18 protein-coding genes are annotated in these 16,142 nt (G+C 65.6%); 10 read left to right on the forward strand and 8 right to left on the reverse strand.

The genetic code is table 11. The features are described 5' to 3' along the window. Window positions 1-28: 28 nt before the first annotated feature. Window positions 29-973 carry an aldo/keto reductase gene (locus tag CH251_RS02115; RefSeq protein WP_094611582.1) on the reverse strand — a complete coding sequence of 315 codons (945 nt, stop codon included), beginning with the start codon at window positions 971-973 and terminating at the stop codon, window positions 29-31. 52 nt (window positions 974-1,025) lie between these two features. Next, window positions 1,026-1,958, reverse strand: a complete 933-nt coding sequence (locus CH251_RS02120) for a DNA-3-methyladenine glycosylase (protein ID WP_094611583.1) — start codon at window positions 1,956-1,958, stop codon at window positions 1,026-1,028. Between the two features lie 176 nt (window positions 1,959-2,134). Here CH251_RS02120 and CH251_RS02125 point away from each other — a divergent pair, with 176 nt between their 5' ends. From CH251_RS02125 to CH251_RS02140, 4 genes are all read left to right on the forward strand, one after another. After that, window positions 2,135-3,328 carry an MFS transporter gene (locus tag CH251_RS02125; protein ID WP_094611584.1) on the forward strand — a complete coding sequence of 398 codons (1,194 nt, stop codon included), beginning with the start codon at window positions 2,135-2,137 and terminating at the stop codon, window positions 3,326-3,328. Between the two features lie 118 nt (window positions 3,329-3,446). Continuing rightward, a complete protein-coding gene (locus CH251_RS02130) occupies window positions 3,447-4,010 on the forward strand; it encodes a ribonuclease H (RefSeq protein ID WP_094611585.1) in 564 nt (187 codons plus the stop codon). 198 nt (window positions 4,011-4,208) lie between these two features. Beyond that, entirely contained in the window at window positions 4,209-5,612 is a 1,404-nt protein-coding gene (locus tag CH251_RS02135; RefSeq protein ID WP_094611678.1) for a hemolysin family protein, read from the forward strand. Then, window positions 5,609-6,622: a CNNM domain-containing protein gene (locus tag CH251_RS02140; RefSeq protein ID WP_094611586.1), complete on the forward strand. Its 1,014-nt coding sequence runs from the start codon at window positions 5,609-5,611 to the stop codon at window positions 6,620-6,622. Before CH251_RS02135 ends, CH251_RS02140 begins: the two co-directional genes overlap by 4 nt. Before the next feature lie 9 nt (window positions 6,623-6,631). Here the strand turns inward: CH251_RS02140 and CH251_RS02145 are convergent, their stop codons facing one another. Both CH251_RS02145 and CH251_RS27150 read right to left on the reverse strand, forming a co-directional pair. After that, entirely contained in the window at window positions 6,632-7,516 is an 885-nt protein-coding gene (locus CH251_RS02145; RefSeq protein ID WP_094611587.1) for a pirin family protein, read from the reverse strand. 86 nt (window positions 7,517-7,602) lie between these two features. Then, window positions 7,603-7,977, reverse strand: coding sequence for a hypothetical protein (locus CH251_RS27150; protein WP_143537941.1), 375 nt, complete (start codon window positions 7,975-7,977; stop codon window positions 7,603-7,605). 552 nt (window positions 7,978-8,529) lie between these two features. On the opposite strand from CH251_RS27150, the gene CH251_RS27345 reads away from it, so the two are divergent. Beyond that, window positions 8,530-9,561: a GGDEF domain-containing protein gene (locus tag CH251_RS27345; RefSeq protein WP_179273692.1), complete on the forward strand. Its 1,032-nt coding sequence runs from the start codon at window positions 8,530-8,532 to the stop codon at window positions 9,559-9,561. Here the strand turns inward: CH251_RS27345 and zapE are convergent. Next, entirely contained in the window at window positions 9,506-10,432 is a 927-nt protein-coding gene (gene zapE / locus CH251_RS02155; protein WP_094611589.1) for a cell division protein ZapE, read from the reverse strand. The two genes, CH251_RS27345 and zapE, sit on opposite strands and share 56 nt — an antisense overlap. A gap of 60 nt (window positions 10,433-10,492) precedes the next feature. Here zapE and CH251_RS02160 point away from each other — a divergent pair, with 60 nt between their 5' ends. Continuing rightward, window positions 10,493-11,053 carry a TetR/AcrR family transcriptional regulator gene (locus CH251_RS02160; protein ID WP_094611590.1) on the forward strand — a complete coding sequence of 187 codons (561 nt, stop codon included), beginning with the start codon at window positions 10,493-10,495 and terminating at the stop codon, window positions 11,051-11,053. Window positions 11,054-11,115: 62 nt separating this feature from the next. Continuing rightward, window positions 11,116-12,021 carry a glycerophosphodiester phosphodiesterase family protein gene (locus tag CH251_RS02165; protein ID WP_306436834.1) on the forward strand — a complete coding sequence of 302 codons (906 nt, stop codon included), beginning with the start codon at window positions 11,116-11,118 and terminating at the stop codon, window positions 12,019-12,021. A gap of 10 nt (window positions 12,022-12,031) precedes the next feature. Here CH251_RS02165 and CH251_RS02170 read toward each other — a convergent pair whose 3' ends face one another. Beyond that, entirely contained in the window at window positions 12,032-12,919 is an 888-nt protein-coding gene (locus CH251_RS02170) for an oxidoreductase (RefSeq protein WP_094611592.1), read from the reverse strand. A 35-nt stretch (window positions 12,920-12,954) separates the two neighbouring features. On the opposite strand from CH251_RS02170, the gene CH251_RS02175 reads away from it, so the two are divergent. Further along, on the forward strand, window positions 12,955-13,164 hold the full coding sequence (locus CH251_RS02175; protein ID WP_094611593.1) for a DNA-binding protein: 210 nt from the start codon (window positions 12,955-12,957) through the stop codon (window positions 13,162-13,164). On the opposite strand, the gene CH251_RS02180 is transcribed toward CH251_RS02175, so the two are convergent. Then, window positions 13,121-13,984, reverse strand: a complete 864-nt coding sequence (locus CH251_RS02180; RefSeq protein WP_094611594.1) for a pentapeptide repeat-containing protein — start codon at window positions 13,982-13,984, stop codon at window positions 13,121-13,123. The genes CH251_RS02175 and CH251_RS02180 overlap by 44 nt on opposite strands. Before the next feature lie 55 nt (window positions 13,985-14,039). Continuing rightward, window positions 14,040-14,438 carry an MmcQ/YjbR family DNA-binding protein gene (locus tag CH251_RS02185; protein ID WP_094611595.1) on the reverse strand — a complete coding sequence of 133 codons (399 nt, stop codon included), beginning with the start codon at window positions 14,436-14,438 and terminating at the stop codon, window positions 14,040-14,042. A 63-nt stretch (window positions 14,439-14,501) separates the two neighbouring features. Here CH251_RS02185 and CH251_RS02190 point away from each other — a divergent pair, with 63 nt between their 5' ends. Both CH251_RS02190 and CH251_RS02195 read left to right on the forward strand, forming a co-directional pair. Next, the gene (locus tag CH251_RS02190) at window positions 14,502-15,284 is read left to right on the forward strand and encodes a putative protein N(5)-glutamine methyltransferase (RefSeq protein ID WP_094611596.1); all 783 of its coding nucleotides are present in this window, start codon (window positions 14,502-14,504) and stop codon (window positions 15,282-15,284) included. A gap of 65 nt (window positions 15,285-15,349) precedes the next feature. Then, window positions 15,350-16,051, forward strand: a complete 702-nt coding sequence (locus CH251_RS02195) for a type 1 glutamine amidotransferase domain-containing protein (protein WP_094611679.1) — start codon at window positions 15,350-15,352, stop codon at window positions 16,049-16,051. Window positions 16,052-16,142: the final 91 nt, after the last annotated feature.

A 16,142-nucleotide genomic window follows, 5' to 3' on the forward strand; every position in this document is an offset into this window, starting at 1 on the left:
CCCGGTTGCTGACTACAACTTTCGTGTTCTACGCCACGGCGTCGGACAGCACCGTCAGCTTCTCGACCTCCTCGCCGGTCAAAGCCAGGGCCGGTGCGTCGAGCAGGGCAGGCAGCTGAGAAATCTTGCTGGCGCTGGCGATCGGGGCGGTGACGCCCGGTCGCGCGAGCAGCCACGCGAGGGCCACGCTCGAGATCTCGGCCGAACGTGATTCGGCGATCTCACGCAGACCCTGCACCACGTCGAGACCGGCGTCGGAGAAGTACCCGGTGGTCAAACGTTCGCGCTGTTTGCCCGCGAGGTCCTCGCGGGTGCGGTACTTACCCGTCAGGAACCCGGCCGCGAGCGAAAAGTACGGAAAGACGCCGAGATGGTTCTCGACGGCCAGCTTCTGCAGTTCGCCTTCGTAATCCCGGCGGGCGACCAGGTTGTAGTGCGGCTGCAGCGCGATCGGAGCGGCGAACCCGTTCTCCTTCGCCAGTTCCAGCCACTCGCGCACCCGCGCCGGGGTGTAGTTCGAGATGGCGACGTACCGCACCTTGCCTGCCGTTACCAAGGCATCGAACGCGGCGAGGGACTCGACCAGCGGAGCCTTCTCGTCGTCGTAGTGCGCGTAGTAGACGTCGATGCGGTCGGTCCGCAGCCGAGCCAGTGACGCGTCCGCGGCGGCGCGGATGTTGGCCGGGGCCAATCCGCGGAACTCGGGATGTTGGCTGACCTTGGTGGCGATGACGACATCGTCGCGGTTGCCACGGGCGGTGGTCCAGTTGCCGATGATCGTCTCGGACTCGCCACCGGAGTTGCCGTCGGCAAATGCGGAGTACGAATCTGCGGTGTCGACGAAGTTGCCTCCGCCCGCGGTGAAAGCGTCGAGGATCTCGAACGACTCGGCCTCGTCACTGGTCCAGCCGAACGTGTTCCCGCCGAGAGCGAGCGGAAAGATCTCCAGATCGGAACTACCGATGGCAACCACAGACAAACCCCTTACGTCGGCGTACTACTCGACTGTACGGGCAGTCGAGTCCTCAGTGCCACGTGTGATCCACCAGCGCGGTTCGCGGACCGAACTTCGGCTTGGTCGCCTTGCCGCTCAGATACAGCAGGCGAACTGCGCGATGCCGATGCGGCGACAGAGGCTGCAGATACTCGACCATCTCGGCGTCGTCGATCGGCCTACCCAACAACGACCAGCCCACCACCGCCGCCAGGTGATAGTCGCCCACCGACAACGCGTCGGGGTCCCCCAGGGCGCGTTGCGCGGTCTCGGCTGCCGTCCATACACCGACGCCCGGGATCGCCCGCAGCCTGCGTGCAGCGTCCTCGGGTGTCATTCCCGACGCCTCCTCCAGGCGTCCGGCCGCGCAGGCGGCGTGAACGATGGTCTTGGACCGGGCCGGATCGACGTTGGCGCGGTGGTACTCCCACGACGGGATCCGCCGCCACACGTCGGGTGTCGGGAAGACGAACATCGGCTTCGGCGTCGGACCCGGTGCCTTCTCGCCGAACTTGCTCACCAGGTGGCGCCACGACCCGAAGGCCGAGATTCCGTGTACGCGTTGCTCGATGATCGCCGGGATCAAGGCCTCGAGCACCAGCCCGGTTCTACCCAGTCGCAGGTGCGGCAGCTGCCGGTGGGCCTCCTGGAGAATCGGGTGCTCGGGCGCGAACGTGGAGGCATCGTCGCCGCGGCCCAGCAGGTCGGGTGCCGCGTCCAGAAGTTCGGGTGCACCGGGGCCCCAGGCTCGAACCTGGGCGCTCGTCGGCGAGGCCTGGATCAGGCGATACGTCACCGGACCCGAGCTCATTCGCGACGTGCGCCAGATCCCGCCGTCCGGCGTCGACTCGTAGGTGGGATCACCTCGGCCCCGACGCAGCGGCGACACCGACATCCGGACGTCGATCCGTTGCTCGGAGGTGACGAGGCGGGCGACCCCGTCGGAACCGGCGTCGTCGGGCATCGGTTCTTCACCTCCGAACGTTCGTGGTCATGCGGACCGAGTGGGTCCCCGTCAGGGCGTCGGCCGACACGATTGCAGCGCCGACGGCAAGATACATAGTGCCCCGCGGAGCGCGGGAGAGCCGCACAGCCTCCCGCGCCGCGTCCGGTCCCATCGACACCATCTGGAGGATCTTCGTGACTCGATCGCGCGCAGTCGCGTTCATAGGAGTCGCCTACGCGTTCGTCGTGGCGATGATGGGCACGACCATGCCGACGCCGCTCTATGCGCTGTACGAGATCGAGTTCGGCTTCTCCGTCTTCGTCGTCACCTTGGTGTTCGCGGCGTACGCGGTCGGTGTGCTCGGTGCCCTGCTGGCATTCGGTCGGTGGTCCGATTCACTCGGGCGTAGGCCGATGCTGTTGGCCGCCATCGCTTTCGGACTGATCAGCGCCGTGGTGTTCGTGTTCGCCGGTTCGCTGGCAGCCCTGGTGATCGGACGCGTGCTGTCCGGAATATCGGCAGGCATCTTCGTGGGCACCGCGACGGTGACGTTGATCGAACTGGTACCGGACAAGTGGCGCGACCGAGCCCCGGCCATCGCCACCGCGGCCAACATCGGCGGCCTCGGCCTCGGTCCGTTGGTGGCCGGATTGCTGGCCGAATACCTTCCGCAACCGCTCCGCCTGACGTTTTTCGTCGATATCGTCCTGCTCGTCGTGGCAGCGGTGGCGGTGTTCCTCGCGCCCGAAACCGTCAGGGTGGCGCGCGGTGCCCGCCCACAGATGCAGAGATTGTCCGTGCCGGCGGATGTCCGTGGCACGTTTCTGCGCGCCTCGATCGGTGGCTTCGCCGGGTTCGCGGTGCTCGGGCTGTTCACCGCGGTCTCACCGGGATTCATCGCAGGCGTGCTGCAGATCGACAACCACGCGGTCACCGGGGCCGTGGTGTTCGTCGTCTTCGCGGCATCCGCGACCGCACAGATCGTTCTGGGCCGAGCCGATCCCGGGTCCGCTCAGCGCTGGGGTTGCGTCGTTCTGACGGTCGGGCTGGTGGTCCTGGCGCTGTCGCTGCTGGTGACGTCGCTGCCGGTCCTGGTGATCGCGGCGCTGCTGTGCGGTATCGGGCAGGGCGTGACGTTCAGCAACGGCATGGCCGCCATTGCCGCAGGGCTTCCGCCGGAACGTCGAGCCGAAGTGACGTCGACATTCTTCGTGGTGCTCTACGTCGCCATCTCGGTGCCGGTCATCGGGGCCGGGGCTGCGGCGAACGAATGGGGATTGGTGACGGCGGGACTGGTGTTCTCCGCGCTCATCGCAGCGCTCGCGACGGTGGCGTTCGTGCTGCTCACCCTCGACGGCAGGAAGGCCGAGGCGTCCCACTACGCCTGACCCGGACGGCGGTGCGCCGGAGTCGATTCGCGGTGCGCGCAGTCGATTGCCAAGTACCTCGGTGTTCGTGCGCGAGTCACCCGGAGTTTGTCGGTGCCCCGACGTAGGGTCTGAGACCGTGATCATCGTGAGTACGGACGGCTCGTGTCTGCGTAACCCCGGCGGAGCAATCGGGTGGGCGTGGGTCAACCACACGGGACCGAGCAACTCCGGTGGTGAGCCCTCGGGCACCAACCAGGTCGCCGAGCTCAGGGCCCTGCTGGAGGCCGTGCTGGCACACCCCGGCCCCGAGCCGCTGTTGATCGAATCCGATTCGCAATACGCCATCAAGTGCGCGTCCGAGTGGCTCGCAGGGTGGAAGCGCAAGGGCTGGAAAACCGCGGGCGGTACCCCGGTGCGCAACCTGGAGCTCGTGCAGAGCATCGAGCGAGCCATCACCGAACGCGAAGGTCCGGTCCGGTTCCGGTGGGTCCGCGGACACGTCGGCAACCACTTCAACGAAGCGGCCGACGCCTTGGCGGGGGAGGCCGCACGCGCCGTGGCCGCAGGCGGTCCGACAGCTCCGGTCAAGACCGCACCCGAGAGGTCGACACCGGCCGAGGCGGATGCAGTTCCTTCGTCTCCGGCCCCGGCTGCGCGCGAGGCGTCGACGTCCGACGACGCGGTTCCGACGCTGTTCTGATCGCTCATCCCGCCTCGACGTCAGAATCGCGCACCGGCAGTCGATAGAATCACGACATTCCACTCAATTCGGATTCTCTGATACCGGAGGCGTCGAGCGCACTGTGCACTCCATAGATCCCTCTCGGCCGCCCATGGCCGCTGCTTCGTCCGTAGGCACTGCTTCATTCGAGGGCGTCCGTTTTCGAGTGATCGCATGGTGATCACCGCGCTGCTGTCCTTGCTCCTCGGCTTCGTACTCACCGCCGCGATCATCGCGGCCAACGGATACTTCGTGGCCCAGGAGTTCGCCTACATGTCCGTCGACCGGGCGACGCTCCGCACCGGGGCCGAGAAGGGCGATGCGTCGGCCGAGCGGGCACTGAAGGTCACCAAGCGCACCTCGTTCATGCTGTCGGGCGCGCAGCTGGGCATCACGGTCACCGGTCTGATGGTCGGCTACGTGGCCGAGCCGTTCATCGGTGAATCGCTGGGTGAGCTGCTGAGCAGTGCCGGAGTTCCCATCGCGGTGGGTATTTCGATCGGCACGGTGGGCGCTCTCGTGCTCGCGACCGTCGTGCAGATGATCTTCGGCGAGCTCTATCCGAAGAATCTCGCGATTGCGAACCCCGATCCGCTGTCCCGACGCCTTGCCCGGTCGACGCTGATCTACCTGGCCGCGTTCGGTTGGCTGATCACCTTCTTCGACAAGTCCTCCAACGCGATGCTGCGTCTGCTGCGCGTCGAACCGGTGCACGACGTGGACAGCAGTGCCACCGCGAAGGATCTCGAGAGCATCATCGACGATTCCCGGGCCAGCGGGGATCTCACCGAGGATCTGTCGTTGCTGCTCGACCGCATCCTGGACTTTCCGGAACGCGACGTCGAGCACGCCATGATCCCGCGCAGTCGGGTGGACGCGGTCACCCCTGCCACTGCCATCGGCGAGATGCGGGCGCGGATGGTGCGTGCGCACACTCGCTACCCGGTGATCGGCGACCGTGAGGAGCCGATCGGTGTGGTGCAGCTGGCCGAGGTGCTGGCCGCTGCCCCCGACGACAGCCGTTCGGTCACCGAGATCATGCGAGAGCCGCTGATCGTGCCGGAGCTGATGCCGCTCGAGGATGCCCTGGAGTTGTTGTCGAGTACCAAGAACGAATTGGCATGCGTGATCGATGAATACGGCGGATTCGCCGGTGTGCTGACCATCGAGGATCTCGCCGAGGAACTGGTCGGCGAGATCACCGACGAGCACGACGAGGACATCGCAGGCGTGGAGGATCAGGAAGACGGAGTGTGGCTCATGGACGGCGACGTCCACGTCGACGAGGTCGAACGCACCATCGGTCGCGACATGCTGCTGCCGCGAGGCGATTACGAGACGCTCGCCGGCCTGCTCATCGCAGAGGGCGGGAGTCTGCCCGAGGTCGGAGACACGGTGCGGATCGACCTCGCGGTGTTGGGGGCCGACCTGATGGAAGAGATACCACCGCGTCCGTCGCTGGAAGTCGAGGTGTTGGGTGTGGACCGGTACGTGCCGAGTGAGCTGAGAATCAGACTGCACGAGAATTCGCCGGACGGCAGCGAGGATTCGCAGGAGTCGGACGAGGAGACGGACCGATGAACGCATGGGTCGTCGTCTTGGTCACGGTAGTGCTCATCGCGCTGAGTGCGTTCTTCGTGGTCATCGAGTTCGCTCTGCTCGGTGCCCGGAGGCATCGACTGGAAGAGAAGGCCGGAACGAGCCGATCGGTGCGGGCGGCGCTGCGCGGAATGAACGAGTTGACGATCATGTTGGCGGGCGCGCAGCTGGGCATCACTGGCTGCACCTTCGCGCTCGGTGCCGTCACCAAGCCCGCCGTCGATTCCTGGCTGGGTCCGGTGTTCACCTCGTGGGGTGTGCCGGGTTGGTTGGCCGGGACCGCCGCCTTCGCGCTGTCGCTGTTGCTCGTCACGTTCCTGCATCTGGTGATCGGTGAGATGGCCCCGAAGTCCTGGGCCATCGCGCATCCCGAACTCGCCGCCACCATCATCGGGCTGCCGTCTCGGGCGTTCATCCGCCCCTTCCGGCTGTTCCTGGTGTGGGTCAACAAGATCGCCAACAAGCTCGTCGAACGGTCGGGAGTGGAACCGGTGGAGAGCGCTGCGGTCGGCGGACGTGATGCCGAGACCATCCGCAACCTCGTCGAGTACTCGTCGCAGGTCGGTGTGCTGGAACCGGAACTGCAAACCCAGATCACCCGGGTGATCGAACTCGAGACACTGACCGTCGAGAAGATCACGGTGCCCGACTCCAAGGCGACCTCGGTGCCGCACGGTGCCACTGTCTCCGATGTGCAGGCGGCGGCGCTGCGCTCCGGTCACCTTCGGGTACTGCTCACCGACAGCTCCGGCGCGACGCCCGGCGTCGTCCACGTGCGAGATACGTTGCTGGCCGACGTCGGTGAACCGGCGGCCGACTACGCACGGGAGGCCTACACGGTCGACGGTTCGACACCGGTGTACGAGTTGCTCCGGCAGATGCGTAACCGCAGTGTTCAGCTCGCGGTGGTCGAGACCGGTGGACGATTCCTCGGCATCGTCACGCTCACCGACGTCATCAAGCGGGTGCTGCCCACGGCTCCTGCTGCCTAGCAGGACGATTCAGCCGCGCGGTTGCATTCGGCTGTTGGGCAGGGGTGGCGCGTGCAGTCGAGATCCCGGATAGCCCTCGACGGTGCCGAACTGCTCGCTGCCCCGCTCGTAGGCTGCCCGGTACTCGACGACGTCCTCGTGGCTGCGGCCGACGAAGTTCCACCACATGACGATCTGCTCTCCGAACGGCGGTCCACCGAGCAGCAGCAGTCGCACCGGCTTTCGGGTCGGATTGTGCAGATCGAGCGTCGAACCGCCTGGTTCGCGATAGCCCAGCTCGGCTGCGGCAAGGACGGTCTCGTCCATCGTCACGGTGCCCTGGTCGACGATGACGCCGTGCTCGAACGTCGGGTCGACGTCGAGGGTGACGCGGGCTCCGGCGTCGAGCACGATCTCGGCTCCGAGAAGTGGGGTGAACGTGGCCACCGGCGAGGTCTCGCCGAGCAGCGAGCCGAGGAACACTCGTGCGGTCAGCCCCTGGCTCGTGTGGGTCTGCGGCACGTAATGCTCGAAAGTCGGTGCGGTGAAGCGAGATCGAGCCGGAAGGGCAACCCACAGCTGCATGCCGTGCAGAATCTCGGTCTGCGGGGTGGAGGTCTCGGAGTGACTGATGCCGTAGCCGGCCGTCATCAGGTTCAGTTCGCCGGGCCGCACCATGGCATGTGATCCGACGCTGTCGCGGTGTTCGATCTCGCCGGAGAACAACCAGCTGACGGTCTGCAGTCCGGTGTGCGGGTGCGGCGGGACGTCCATCGACGAGGTGTCGGGCCCGTAGTGATCCGCGAAGCACCACGCGCCTATCAGTGAACGCTGCCGCTGGGGAAGTGTGCGCCGAACCTTCAGGGCGCGCGGGCCGCCGAGAGGAACCTCGCGTGGGGTGAGAATTTCGATCACGTCTGCTCCTGATGGCACGAAAGTTGGCGCTCGAATCGACTGGGTGGAACAACCCGAATGCGGCGAGGGCTGTTCCCGGTCCGGCTCTACCCGACGAGTGACGCGGTTCCGCTGAGCAGCCGCACGTCGTAGGACTCGGCCGCACCGTGCACCTCGGTCGATTCACCGTGGACCGTGTACAGCACCGAGTAGGAGGTGAAAGTGACAGGTTGGCTGTCGTCGGAGTCGACGGTGACGCGCGGTAACACGACCAGCAGGTGGGTCCGGTTACCGTCCGAGAGATTGTCGACGACGGAACGGACCTCGAAACCCAGGTCCGATCGGGTGACGTCGGTGGACTCGAGCGTCTGTCCGCTCAGAACGAGCTGCGCCGCCCAGACGCCTGCGGATCGATGGGCATCGACGCTCCCGGTGATGTCGTCGCCGGTGAAGTCGTAGTGATTCGCTGCGGTGAAAGGCATGGTCACAGGCTATTCCTCGGGTCGTGGAAAAACTTCGAAAAAATTTCTCATCCGGTACCCATCCACCTCGACAGGGGCTGCGAATGCACAATGAGACACCCGCTACTGCTGTCGCCCCCGACCGCCGTCAGTAGTGGGTGTCTCCCTTTTTGTGTGCGGGACGACGTCCACATCGCGATGGATGCGTTTGGAGCCCGACTCCCGATCCGCCGCACGGCAGCCGTTCGAGACCGGATCGGAAGATTTCGGGCGAGCCGAAACGGTGGTCGGTACGCTTTCGGACCTGGGCAGGTCGTTTCTCGAGGGAGCCTCATGTACGAAGACTTTCGATCGCCCGCATCGCGGCACGGCGAGCGATCGAATGCGTCGGTACAGCCACGTTCGACGCGAGCGCACGGCCAGGCGCGTAGTCGCCACCGCAAACGGTCGAGCACGCCCTCGCCGCCGAGGTCGATCTCGAGTATCACCGCTCCGCCGCTCGGACCTCAGCCCAGTGCGGCTCAGGTTCTTCGCCACTGGTTCGCTGCCCCGCACGATTTCGACTGGATTTTCGTGCACAAGTCGACTCGTCCGCTGCACCGATTGATCCGGGTCGTGTTCGCGAGCTGTGTGGCTCTGTACGCCGCGGTGTCGATGCTGATGTTGGCCTCGCCGAACGGGCCGACCGGATCGGGTCCGGTTGCCTACGTGATCTTCATCCTGGTTCTGCAGTTCGCCGTCATCGTGTATCTGCTGTTCGGGCCGCTGCCGGACCGTAAGTGGCAGGTGGTGACCTTCCTGGTATTCGGCGACGTCGGTCTCGCGTCGGTGATTCTTCTCGACGTCCCCACGTCGGCGCTGATCGGTACGTTCCTCTTCGCGCTGACCGGGTCGATGTGCACCTTCTTTCTCGGACCGCGACTGCTCGTCGCCCACCTGGTGTTCGCCAATCTGGTGATCGTCTACATCGGGGTGGCCGCGTATGTGCAGGGCCTGTGGGGTCCGTGGGATGCGATCGCCGCTGTGCTGGTGGCCGCGGGTGCGACATCGGGTGTCCCGATCTTCGCCCAGATCGCCTGGTCGTTGGTGTGCGAGGACGCACGGCAGTCCGAGATCGATCCGCTGACCCGAATGAAGAACAGGCGCGGACTGCAGAACGCCATCGAAGATCTGCGGATGCTCGCTCACCGCGAGCAGTTGGCCTTCGTTCTCGTTCTGGTCGACATCGATCGCTTCAAGAGCGTCAACGACCGCTACGGGCACGACCAGGGCGATGCTGTCATCGTTCTCGTTGCCGACCGACTCCGGGACCACCTCGGGAAGGTGGGGGTGGTGGCGAGAACCGGGGGCGAGGAGTTCGTCGCCGTCCTCGTCGGCGAGGCGGAACAGCTGTGTGAACTGGTGCTCGAGGTGAGCGGCAGTCTGACGGATTGCTCGGACCCGATACCGGTCACGGTGAGCGCAGGCGCAGTGGTGATCGCTCCCGATTCCGACGCGTGGACCTCAGGGGTCGATGTGGTAGACGACGCGACGCGCGCGGCGGATTCCCTCATGTACCGAGCCAAGGCCGACGGCGGAAATCGAACGATGCTCGAGGCAATGTAGCGCCCAATTCACTGAGCCTGCTGACCAATCGGTCGGTGTCGAGACCCGCACATCCGACGGCGAATTCATCCAACGACACGAGGGCGTGGAAGTCGACTCGTACATCGCGGTCGTAGGCGACGTCCACGAGATTTGCGAAGCGCTGAGCGGCGAACTCGTCGACACTCGCGAGAGCCGGAACCTCGGTGACGGTCACGCTCGTTGCCTCCTCGAACAGCCGGAGGTAGTCGCCCGTCGAACGAGCGGCGCAGCACAGATCGGCAAACGAGTGGCCATCCGACCCGCGTTCGAGAGTCCAGGTTCCCGACGCGAATCGCGAACCGCTGGTGCCGGCGGCACGGTAATCGACGGGACCGTCGACGCAGATCACCTCGAGATTGTTCTTCAGCTTCTCGATCGTCGGAACGAAGGTCGGGTGGAACAGCGGATTGGGAAGCAGATTGTCGGGGGCGTAGTTGGAGGTGACGACCAGAGCGACCCCGCGGGCGAAGAGGGCGTCGAGCATGCGCGTGATGAGCCGGGCGTCGCCGATGTCGTGGACGTGGAACTCGTCGAAGCACAGCAGTTCCGCCTGCAGTCCGGTGTCGTCCGTCGAGAGGATGTCGTCGATGGCCGCGTCGATCGAGAAGCGGTGACGAAAGTACGCAGCGTGCAGGTCGCGGAAGAAGGCGTGGAAGTGGATTCGCTTCTTCGCCGTGGTCGCGGCACCGGCGAAGTAGGCGTCGAGCAGCCAGGTCTTGCCGCGGCCGACCGGACCCCACAGGTAGACGCCCCGGGTACCGATAGTCGAGAGCGCGTCGACGGCCGACGCTTGGGCGTCGTCGAGGGTGAAGTCGGCGTCGAACGTGTGTCGCGGTGCGATCGGCCTCATGGATCGAACCGTACGCCGACACCCTCTACTTTTGTAGAGTGAGTGTGTAGGGTCACGATCATGGATCGCCGAACCGCCATCTCAGATGCTGCGCTCGAGGTCATCGCCCGCGCCGGTCTGCGTGCGCTGACGCATCGGGCGATCGATTCGGCGCTCGACTACCCGGCAGGGTCGACGTCCTACTACTTCCGCACCAAGTCCGATCTGTCGGCGGCGGTTGCCGCCCGTCTCGTCGAGCTGTCGCGCGCGACGTTCTTCGATATCGCCGGCACCGAGAGTGATGTTGCCACTGTCATTGCGCGGTACCTCCACGATGCACTGACTCATCGCACGATCGAGCTTCGTGCCCGCTACGCGTTGATGCTCGATCCTGCTGTCGCGCAGGATGTTCGAGACGTACTGGCTCGATCGTTCTTCTCGCTCGAACGGGCACGGGCGTTGTTCGCCGAACCCGCACACGGAGACGGCCTGGTCTCGTTGTGTGAGGGTCTGGTGGCAGACGTCGTCTTCGGGCGGCGCTCGTCGAAGGACGTTGCAGCGCTGCGGTTTCCGATCGCCGTCTATCTTTCGGGCACCGGTAGTTCATCGCCGGGGAACTCGGTGGACACCGATCTTCCGTAGCCTCGTCGAGCATGCGATTCGGTAAGTACGTGCCCCTGGTGTGCATTCCCCTCGCAGTGTCGATGGGGTGCGGAACGGACTCGACAGCAGACCCGGCGTTGCCGCAGGAGTCGTTCGATCTGCAGGCGCATCGCGGAGGCCTCGGCCTGGTCACCGAGAGCACCATCGAATCGTTCACCAACGCACTGCAACTCGGGGTGAGCACGCTCGAACTGGACACTCAGATCACCGAGGACGGCATCGCGATCGTCACCCACGACCGCAAGGTCTCGGACAGCAAGTGCGTCGACACCGCTGCGATCACGCCGGGAGACCCCGAGTTTCCGTACGTCGGGAAATTCGTGAACACACTGACACTCGCGCAGATTCGCACACTGGACTGCGGAGCCCTGCCGCTCACGGACTACCCGGAGCAACGACGTGTCCCCGGCGCTCGAATGCCGACCCTCACCGAGGTGTTGGATCTGGTGAAGTCGGCCGATGCACCGGGAGTGAAACTCAACGTCGAGACCAAGGTCGAGGCGGGCAGCCCTACCGAGACGGCTCCACGCGAGCAATTCGTCGACACGGTTCTGGGGACAATCCGCGACGCGGGCATGCTGGACAGGATCACCGTGCAGAGCTTCGACTGGGGTGCCCTGCAACTGGTCCGCGACGCCGAACCCGAGGTGCCGGTGGTGGCACTGACCAACGGTGACTTCCTGCAAGTCGGTCAGGACGGTGCATCGCCGCCAGGAGTGGAGCCTGCGGAACGACCATCGAAGTGGCTGGGCGGGATCGACATCGACGACTTCGGAGGGGACGCGATTGCCGCGATCGATTCGTTCGGGGCGTCGGCGTACTCGCCCGTGCAGGGGACCCCGCAGAACGGCAAGGTCGGCGACCCCGACTTCGAGCTCTACGTCACCCAGGACATGGTGGACTCAGCCCACGAGCGCGGACTTCCTCTGCCCACGCCCGCCCGGTGACGGTTCCCCGTCAGAACGGGTAGCCGACTCCGGTCAACTTCTCGCTTGCGTCCCACAACCGTGCAGCCAGAGCCGGGTCCTGTGCGGTCTTGGTCATGCTCGCTTTGCCCGGCTTACCGCGCGTCTCGAACAGGGACTTGGGGCCGCTGTACGTACCGCCACCCGCAACGTCGACTGCGTAGAGCGTGGGACGTGCTCCGGCGCTGGCGGACTGCGAGAAGAACTTCAGTCCGATCGGCGCGAGAGTGGACAGGATCTTGTTGCTGCCCAGCCCGTCGGGGCTCGAGTACAGCTCGGTGGCCGAGATTCCGGGGTGCGCGGCGTTGCTGGTGATCTTCAGTTCGGCCTTGTCGATCCGGCGCTGGAGTTCCAACGCGAACAGGATGTTCGCAAGCTTGGAGTTCGCGTACCCGCGCTGGGGGTTGTACCCACGCTCGAGTTGAAGATTGTCGAAATCGAGCTTGGGGCCCTGCCGGTGCGCGACGGAAGCGATGGTGGTGATCTTGGCGTCCGCGGCGAGCTTGGGGAACAGCAGGCCGGTCAGGGCGAAGTGGCCGAGGTGATTGGTGCCGAGCTGGAGCTCGAACCCGTCCGCCGTCTCGGTCCGCATTGCGGGCATCATGACGCCCGCGTTGTTGATCAGCACGTCGATCGACTCCGGTGCCGACGCAGCGTACTCACGCACCGAGGCCAGGTCGGCGAGATTCAGGGTGGCGGTGTCGACGGTTCCGCGGGGTGCCTCCGCCGAAATCTTGGCCGCGGCGGCATCGGCCTTGTCCTTGTTACGGCATGCGAGCGTCACGTGGTCGCCTCGCTTCGCCAACTCCAAGGCGGTGTAGTAGCCGATACCGGTGTTCGCACCGGTGATGACAACGCGTCTCTGCTTGTTTTCGGGCACGCCGCCAGGCTACCGGTCTGTTTTAGACTTTGCCCGTGAGCAGACCAGAAGCCGACGAACATCCGGACTTTCCGAAGGGCACCGGAAATCCCGCGTCCGGGGCATTCCGCGCGGCGGGGTACATGTGCCTGGACGATCTTGCGGGAGTGCCCGCGGCCGAGCTGAAGAAACTGCACGGTGTCGGTCCCAAGGCATTGACAGTCATCCAGACAGCGTTGGAGCAGACGGGTCGCTCGCTCGGTTGATATTTTCGGTCGAGTGTCGGACCCAGTGATTCGGACGCGTCACCGATTGCGGGAGTCGTGTCGACTCGTCACCGTTCACCGCATCGATCTGGAACTGAGTCGCGAAGATGCTGCCGCGTAGATCCGCACCCCGTAGGTCGGCGCCGCGTAGGTCTGCGCCGATCAGGTCCGCCAGGCGCAGGTCGGCACCACGCAGGGTGGCTCCGATGAGGTATGTGCCGCGCAGGCTCGCGCCGCGCAGGTCCGCGCCGGTCAGTCGCGCGCCGATCATGTCGCGGCCGCGATAGTTCTTCTTGCCCTTCACTTCGGCGCGAACCAGATCGCTTGCCTCGAGCAGCAACTCGTTGAGCCGCGAACGCAGCCCGGAGACGTCGACCGACAGTAGAACCTCGGGCGCCGACTCGGTCAGTGCGTCCAGTTCTGCGTACTCGCCGGACAGTCGATCGTGCAGCGGCGCGGTCGAAGTCCGGTCGCGCACATCCGCCAGGTACCAGAGCAATTCGTGCAGATCACGCATGATCGGGAACACCGCGAACATCTCCGACGAGTTCGACGGCTGCTGCCGCCAGTCGCGTCCCGCGAACGTGGACTGCGAGACCTTCTGGCCTGCACCGAAGCAGTCGTACACCGTGCACCCGGGAAAGCCCTTCTCCCGCAGCGTCGAATGAATGCCGCACCGCGAGTCCTGCCGAAGATTGCGGCACGGCTCACCGGCGGCCTTGTCGACGGCGAAGTCCGAGGACTTCGCGAAGGGCAGAGCGACGCAACAGAGTCCGAAACAACTGCCGCAATCGGCCAGCAGGTTCTCGGGCGCGCGCATGCGTCCACTCTGTCCCGGGGCGCAAGGCAGCGTCAAACGAGTTTGTTCGCGGCGGTCACTGTGGTCGATTCAGGAGTGCGATGAGCTTCTTCGGGGCGCGGTCGCAGTAGCTCTCGGTGATCAGTTCGCCGAGTTCGGTCCGGTCCACCGACTCGTCGAGCAGCATGCCGATGATCTGCGGACCCCAACCGGGCGCGAAGAACCCGGCGCGGGCGGAGAGTGCGTCGAGTTCGATGCCGCTGGAACGGAAGATCAGCACGTGTGCCGGGCCGTCGGTGCCGGCGGCTGCGGCGAATGCAGGCGGGGCGGCGTCGACGATCTCGAGAACGTGGGCGAAGGTGCGCCCGCGAACCCGCCAGCGCGTCCCGACCCATGCCTGCTCCTCGTAGGTCTCGGGCAGGGCCAGGCACAACCGTCGGACAGCGGCTTCCCAGTTCGTCGTCTCGTGCGACATACCGGTCTACAGTATTTCAGCGGGCGGGCAGGCGGGCGAAAAGCACTCCGGAAGGCACGGTCGATGTCGGAACTCGAATACGGCGAGGTGGTGTCCGCACTGCGCGGAGCCGGATGCGTGTTCGCCGAAGAGGAAGCCGACATTCTCGTCGAGTCCGCGTCGACCCGGGCGGAGCTGACCGCGATGCTCGCACGACGCGTCGACGGCGAACCGCTCGAGCATGTCGTCGGCTGGGTCGCGTTCTGTGGTCGACGTATCGCCGTCGAACCGGGGGTGTTCGTGCCTCGCCGGCGAACCGAGTTTCTCGTCGAATGTGCTGCAGCGCTGCATCCTTCGGTGTTGCTGGACCTGTGCTGTGGTTCCGGGGCAGTCGGCCTGTCGGTCGCCGGCGTCACCGAGTTGCATGCTGCCGACGTCGACGCGGTGGCGGTGGAGTGTGCTTCTCGCAATCTCGCCGGTGTCGGGGGTACGGCACCGGTCGGTCACGTACATCGCGGCGACCTGTACGACGCCGTGCCGCCGGACATGCGCGGCAGATTCGATGCGATCGTCGTCAACGCGCCCTATGTGCCGACGGCCGACATCGGGCTGATGCCACGAGAGGCGCGCCTTCACGAGCCGCGCATCGCGCTCGACGGCGGTACGGACGGTGCCGGGATTCATCGTCGTGTCGCCGTCGGTGCACCGCACTGGTTGGCTCCCGGTGGCCACTTGCTCATCGAAACCAGTGCAGCACTGGCACATTCGACGCTGCAAGCCGTGGTCGACGCCGGATTCACCGGTCGCGTCGACGAATCCGAGTCATTCGATGCTGTCGTGGTGATCGGTTCGACACCGAGTCGGTGAGGGTTTCGATCGGGTTCCCGCGTGGCATGCAGGAGCAGATACCGACGACGAGAGGTTGTTCGACCATGACGACATTGCTGTTCGCAGTCACCGCTGCCGACCACTGGACCCTGAACGACGGCACGAAGCACCCCACCGGGTACTGGGCCGAGGAGCTGGTCGAGTCCCATCGCACGTTCGTCGACGCAGGCTGGGACATCACGGTTGCGACGCCGGGCGGTAAGGCTCCGGTCGTCGACGAAGGCAGCTTGGCCGTCGATGCCAACGGCGGCGACGAGGAGAAGGTGGCGGATCAGAAGAGCTACCTCGCCTCCATCGAGTCGATCCTGTCCTCGCCCGCGAAGCTGGAGGATCAGAAGGCGTCCGACTTCGACGTCGTCTTCGTGCCCGGTGGTCACGGGCCGATGGAGGACCTCGCCGTCTCCGAGAGCTCCGGGGCACTGGTGATCGACTTCCTCGACTCCAACAAGGTGGTCTCCGCGGTGTGCCACGCGCCTGCCGCCCTGCTCCCCGCCGTCCGCAGCGACGGTACCTGGGCGTTCGACGGGTACGAGCTCACCGGATTCACCGACGAAGAGGAGACCCAGGCCGGTCTCGCCGACAAGGCCCCGTGGTTGCTCGAGTCCCGGTTGCGCGAGAACGGCGCGAAGTTCGACTCCACCGACGCGTGGGCACCGAAGGTCGTCGTCGACCGGAACCTGTACACCGGTCAGAACCCGGCGTCGACGCGTCCCCTCGCGGAGAAGCTGGTCAGCGCGCTGAAGTAGCCGGAGAGGACGGTCGGAGTTCCGCCCACGGAGAACAACGGACTTGGACGGGAACATCACTACTGCTTTCGAAGTTGAGCCCCTATAGCTC

Origin of the sequence: Rhodococcus sp. 06-462-5, assembly GCF_002258315.1 — a bacterium.
Taxonomy (GTDB): Bacteria; Actinomycetota; Actinomycetes; order Mycobacteriales; family Mycobacteriaceae; genus Rhodococcoides.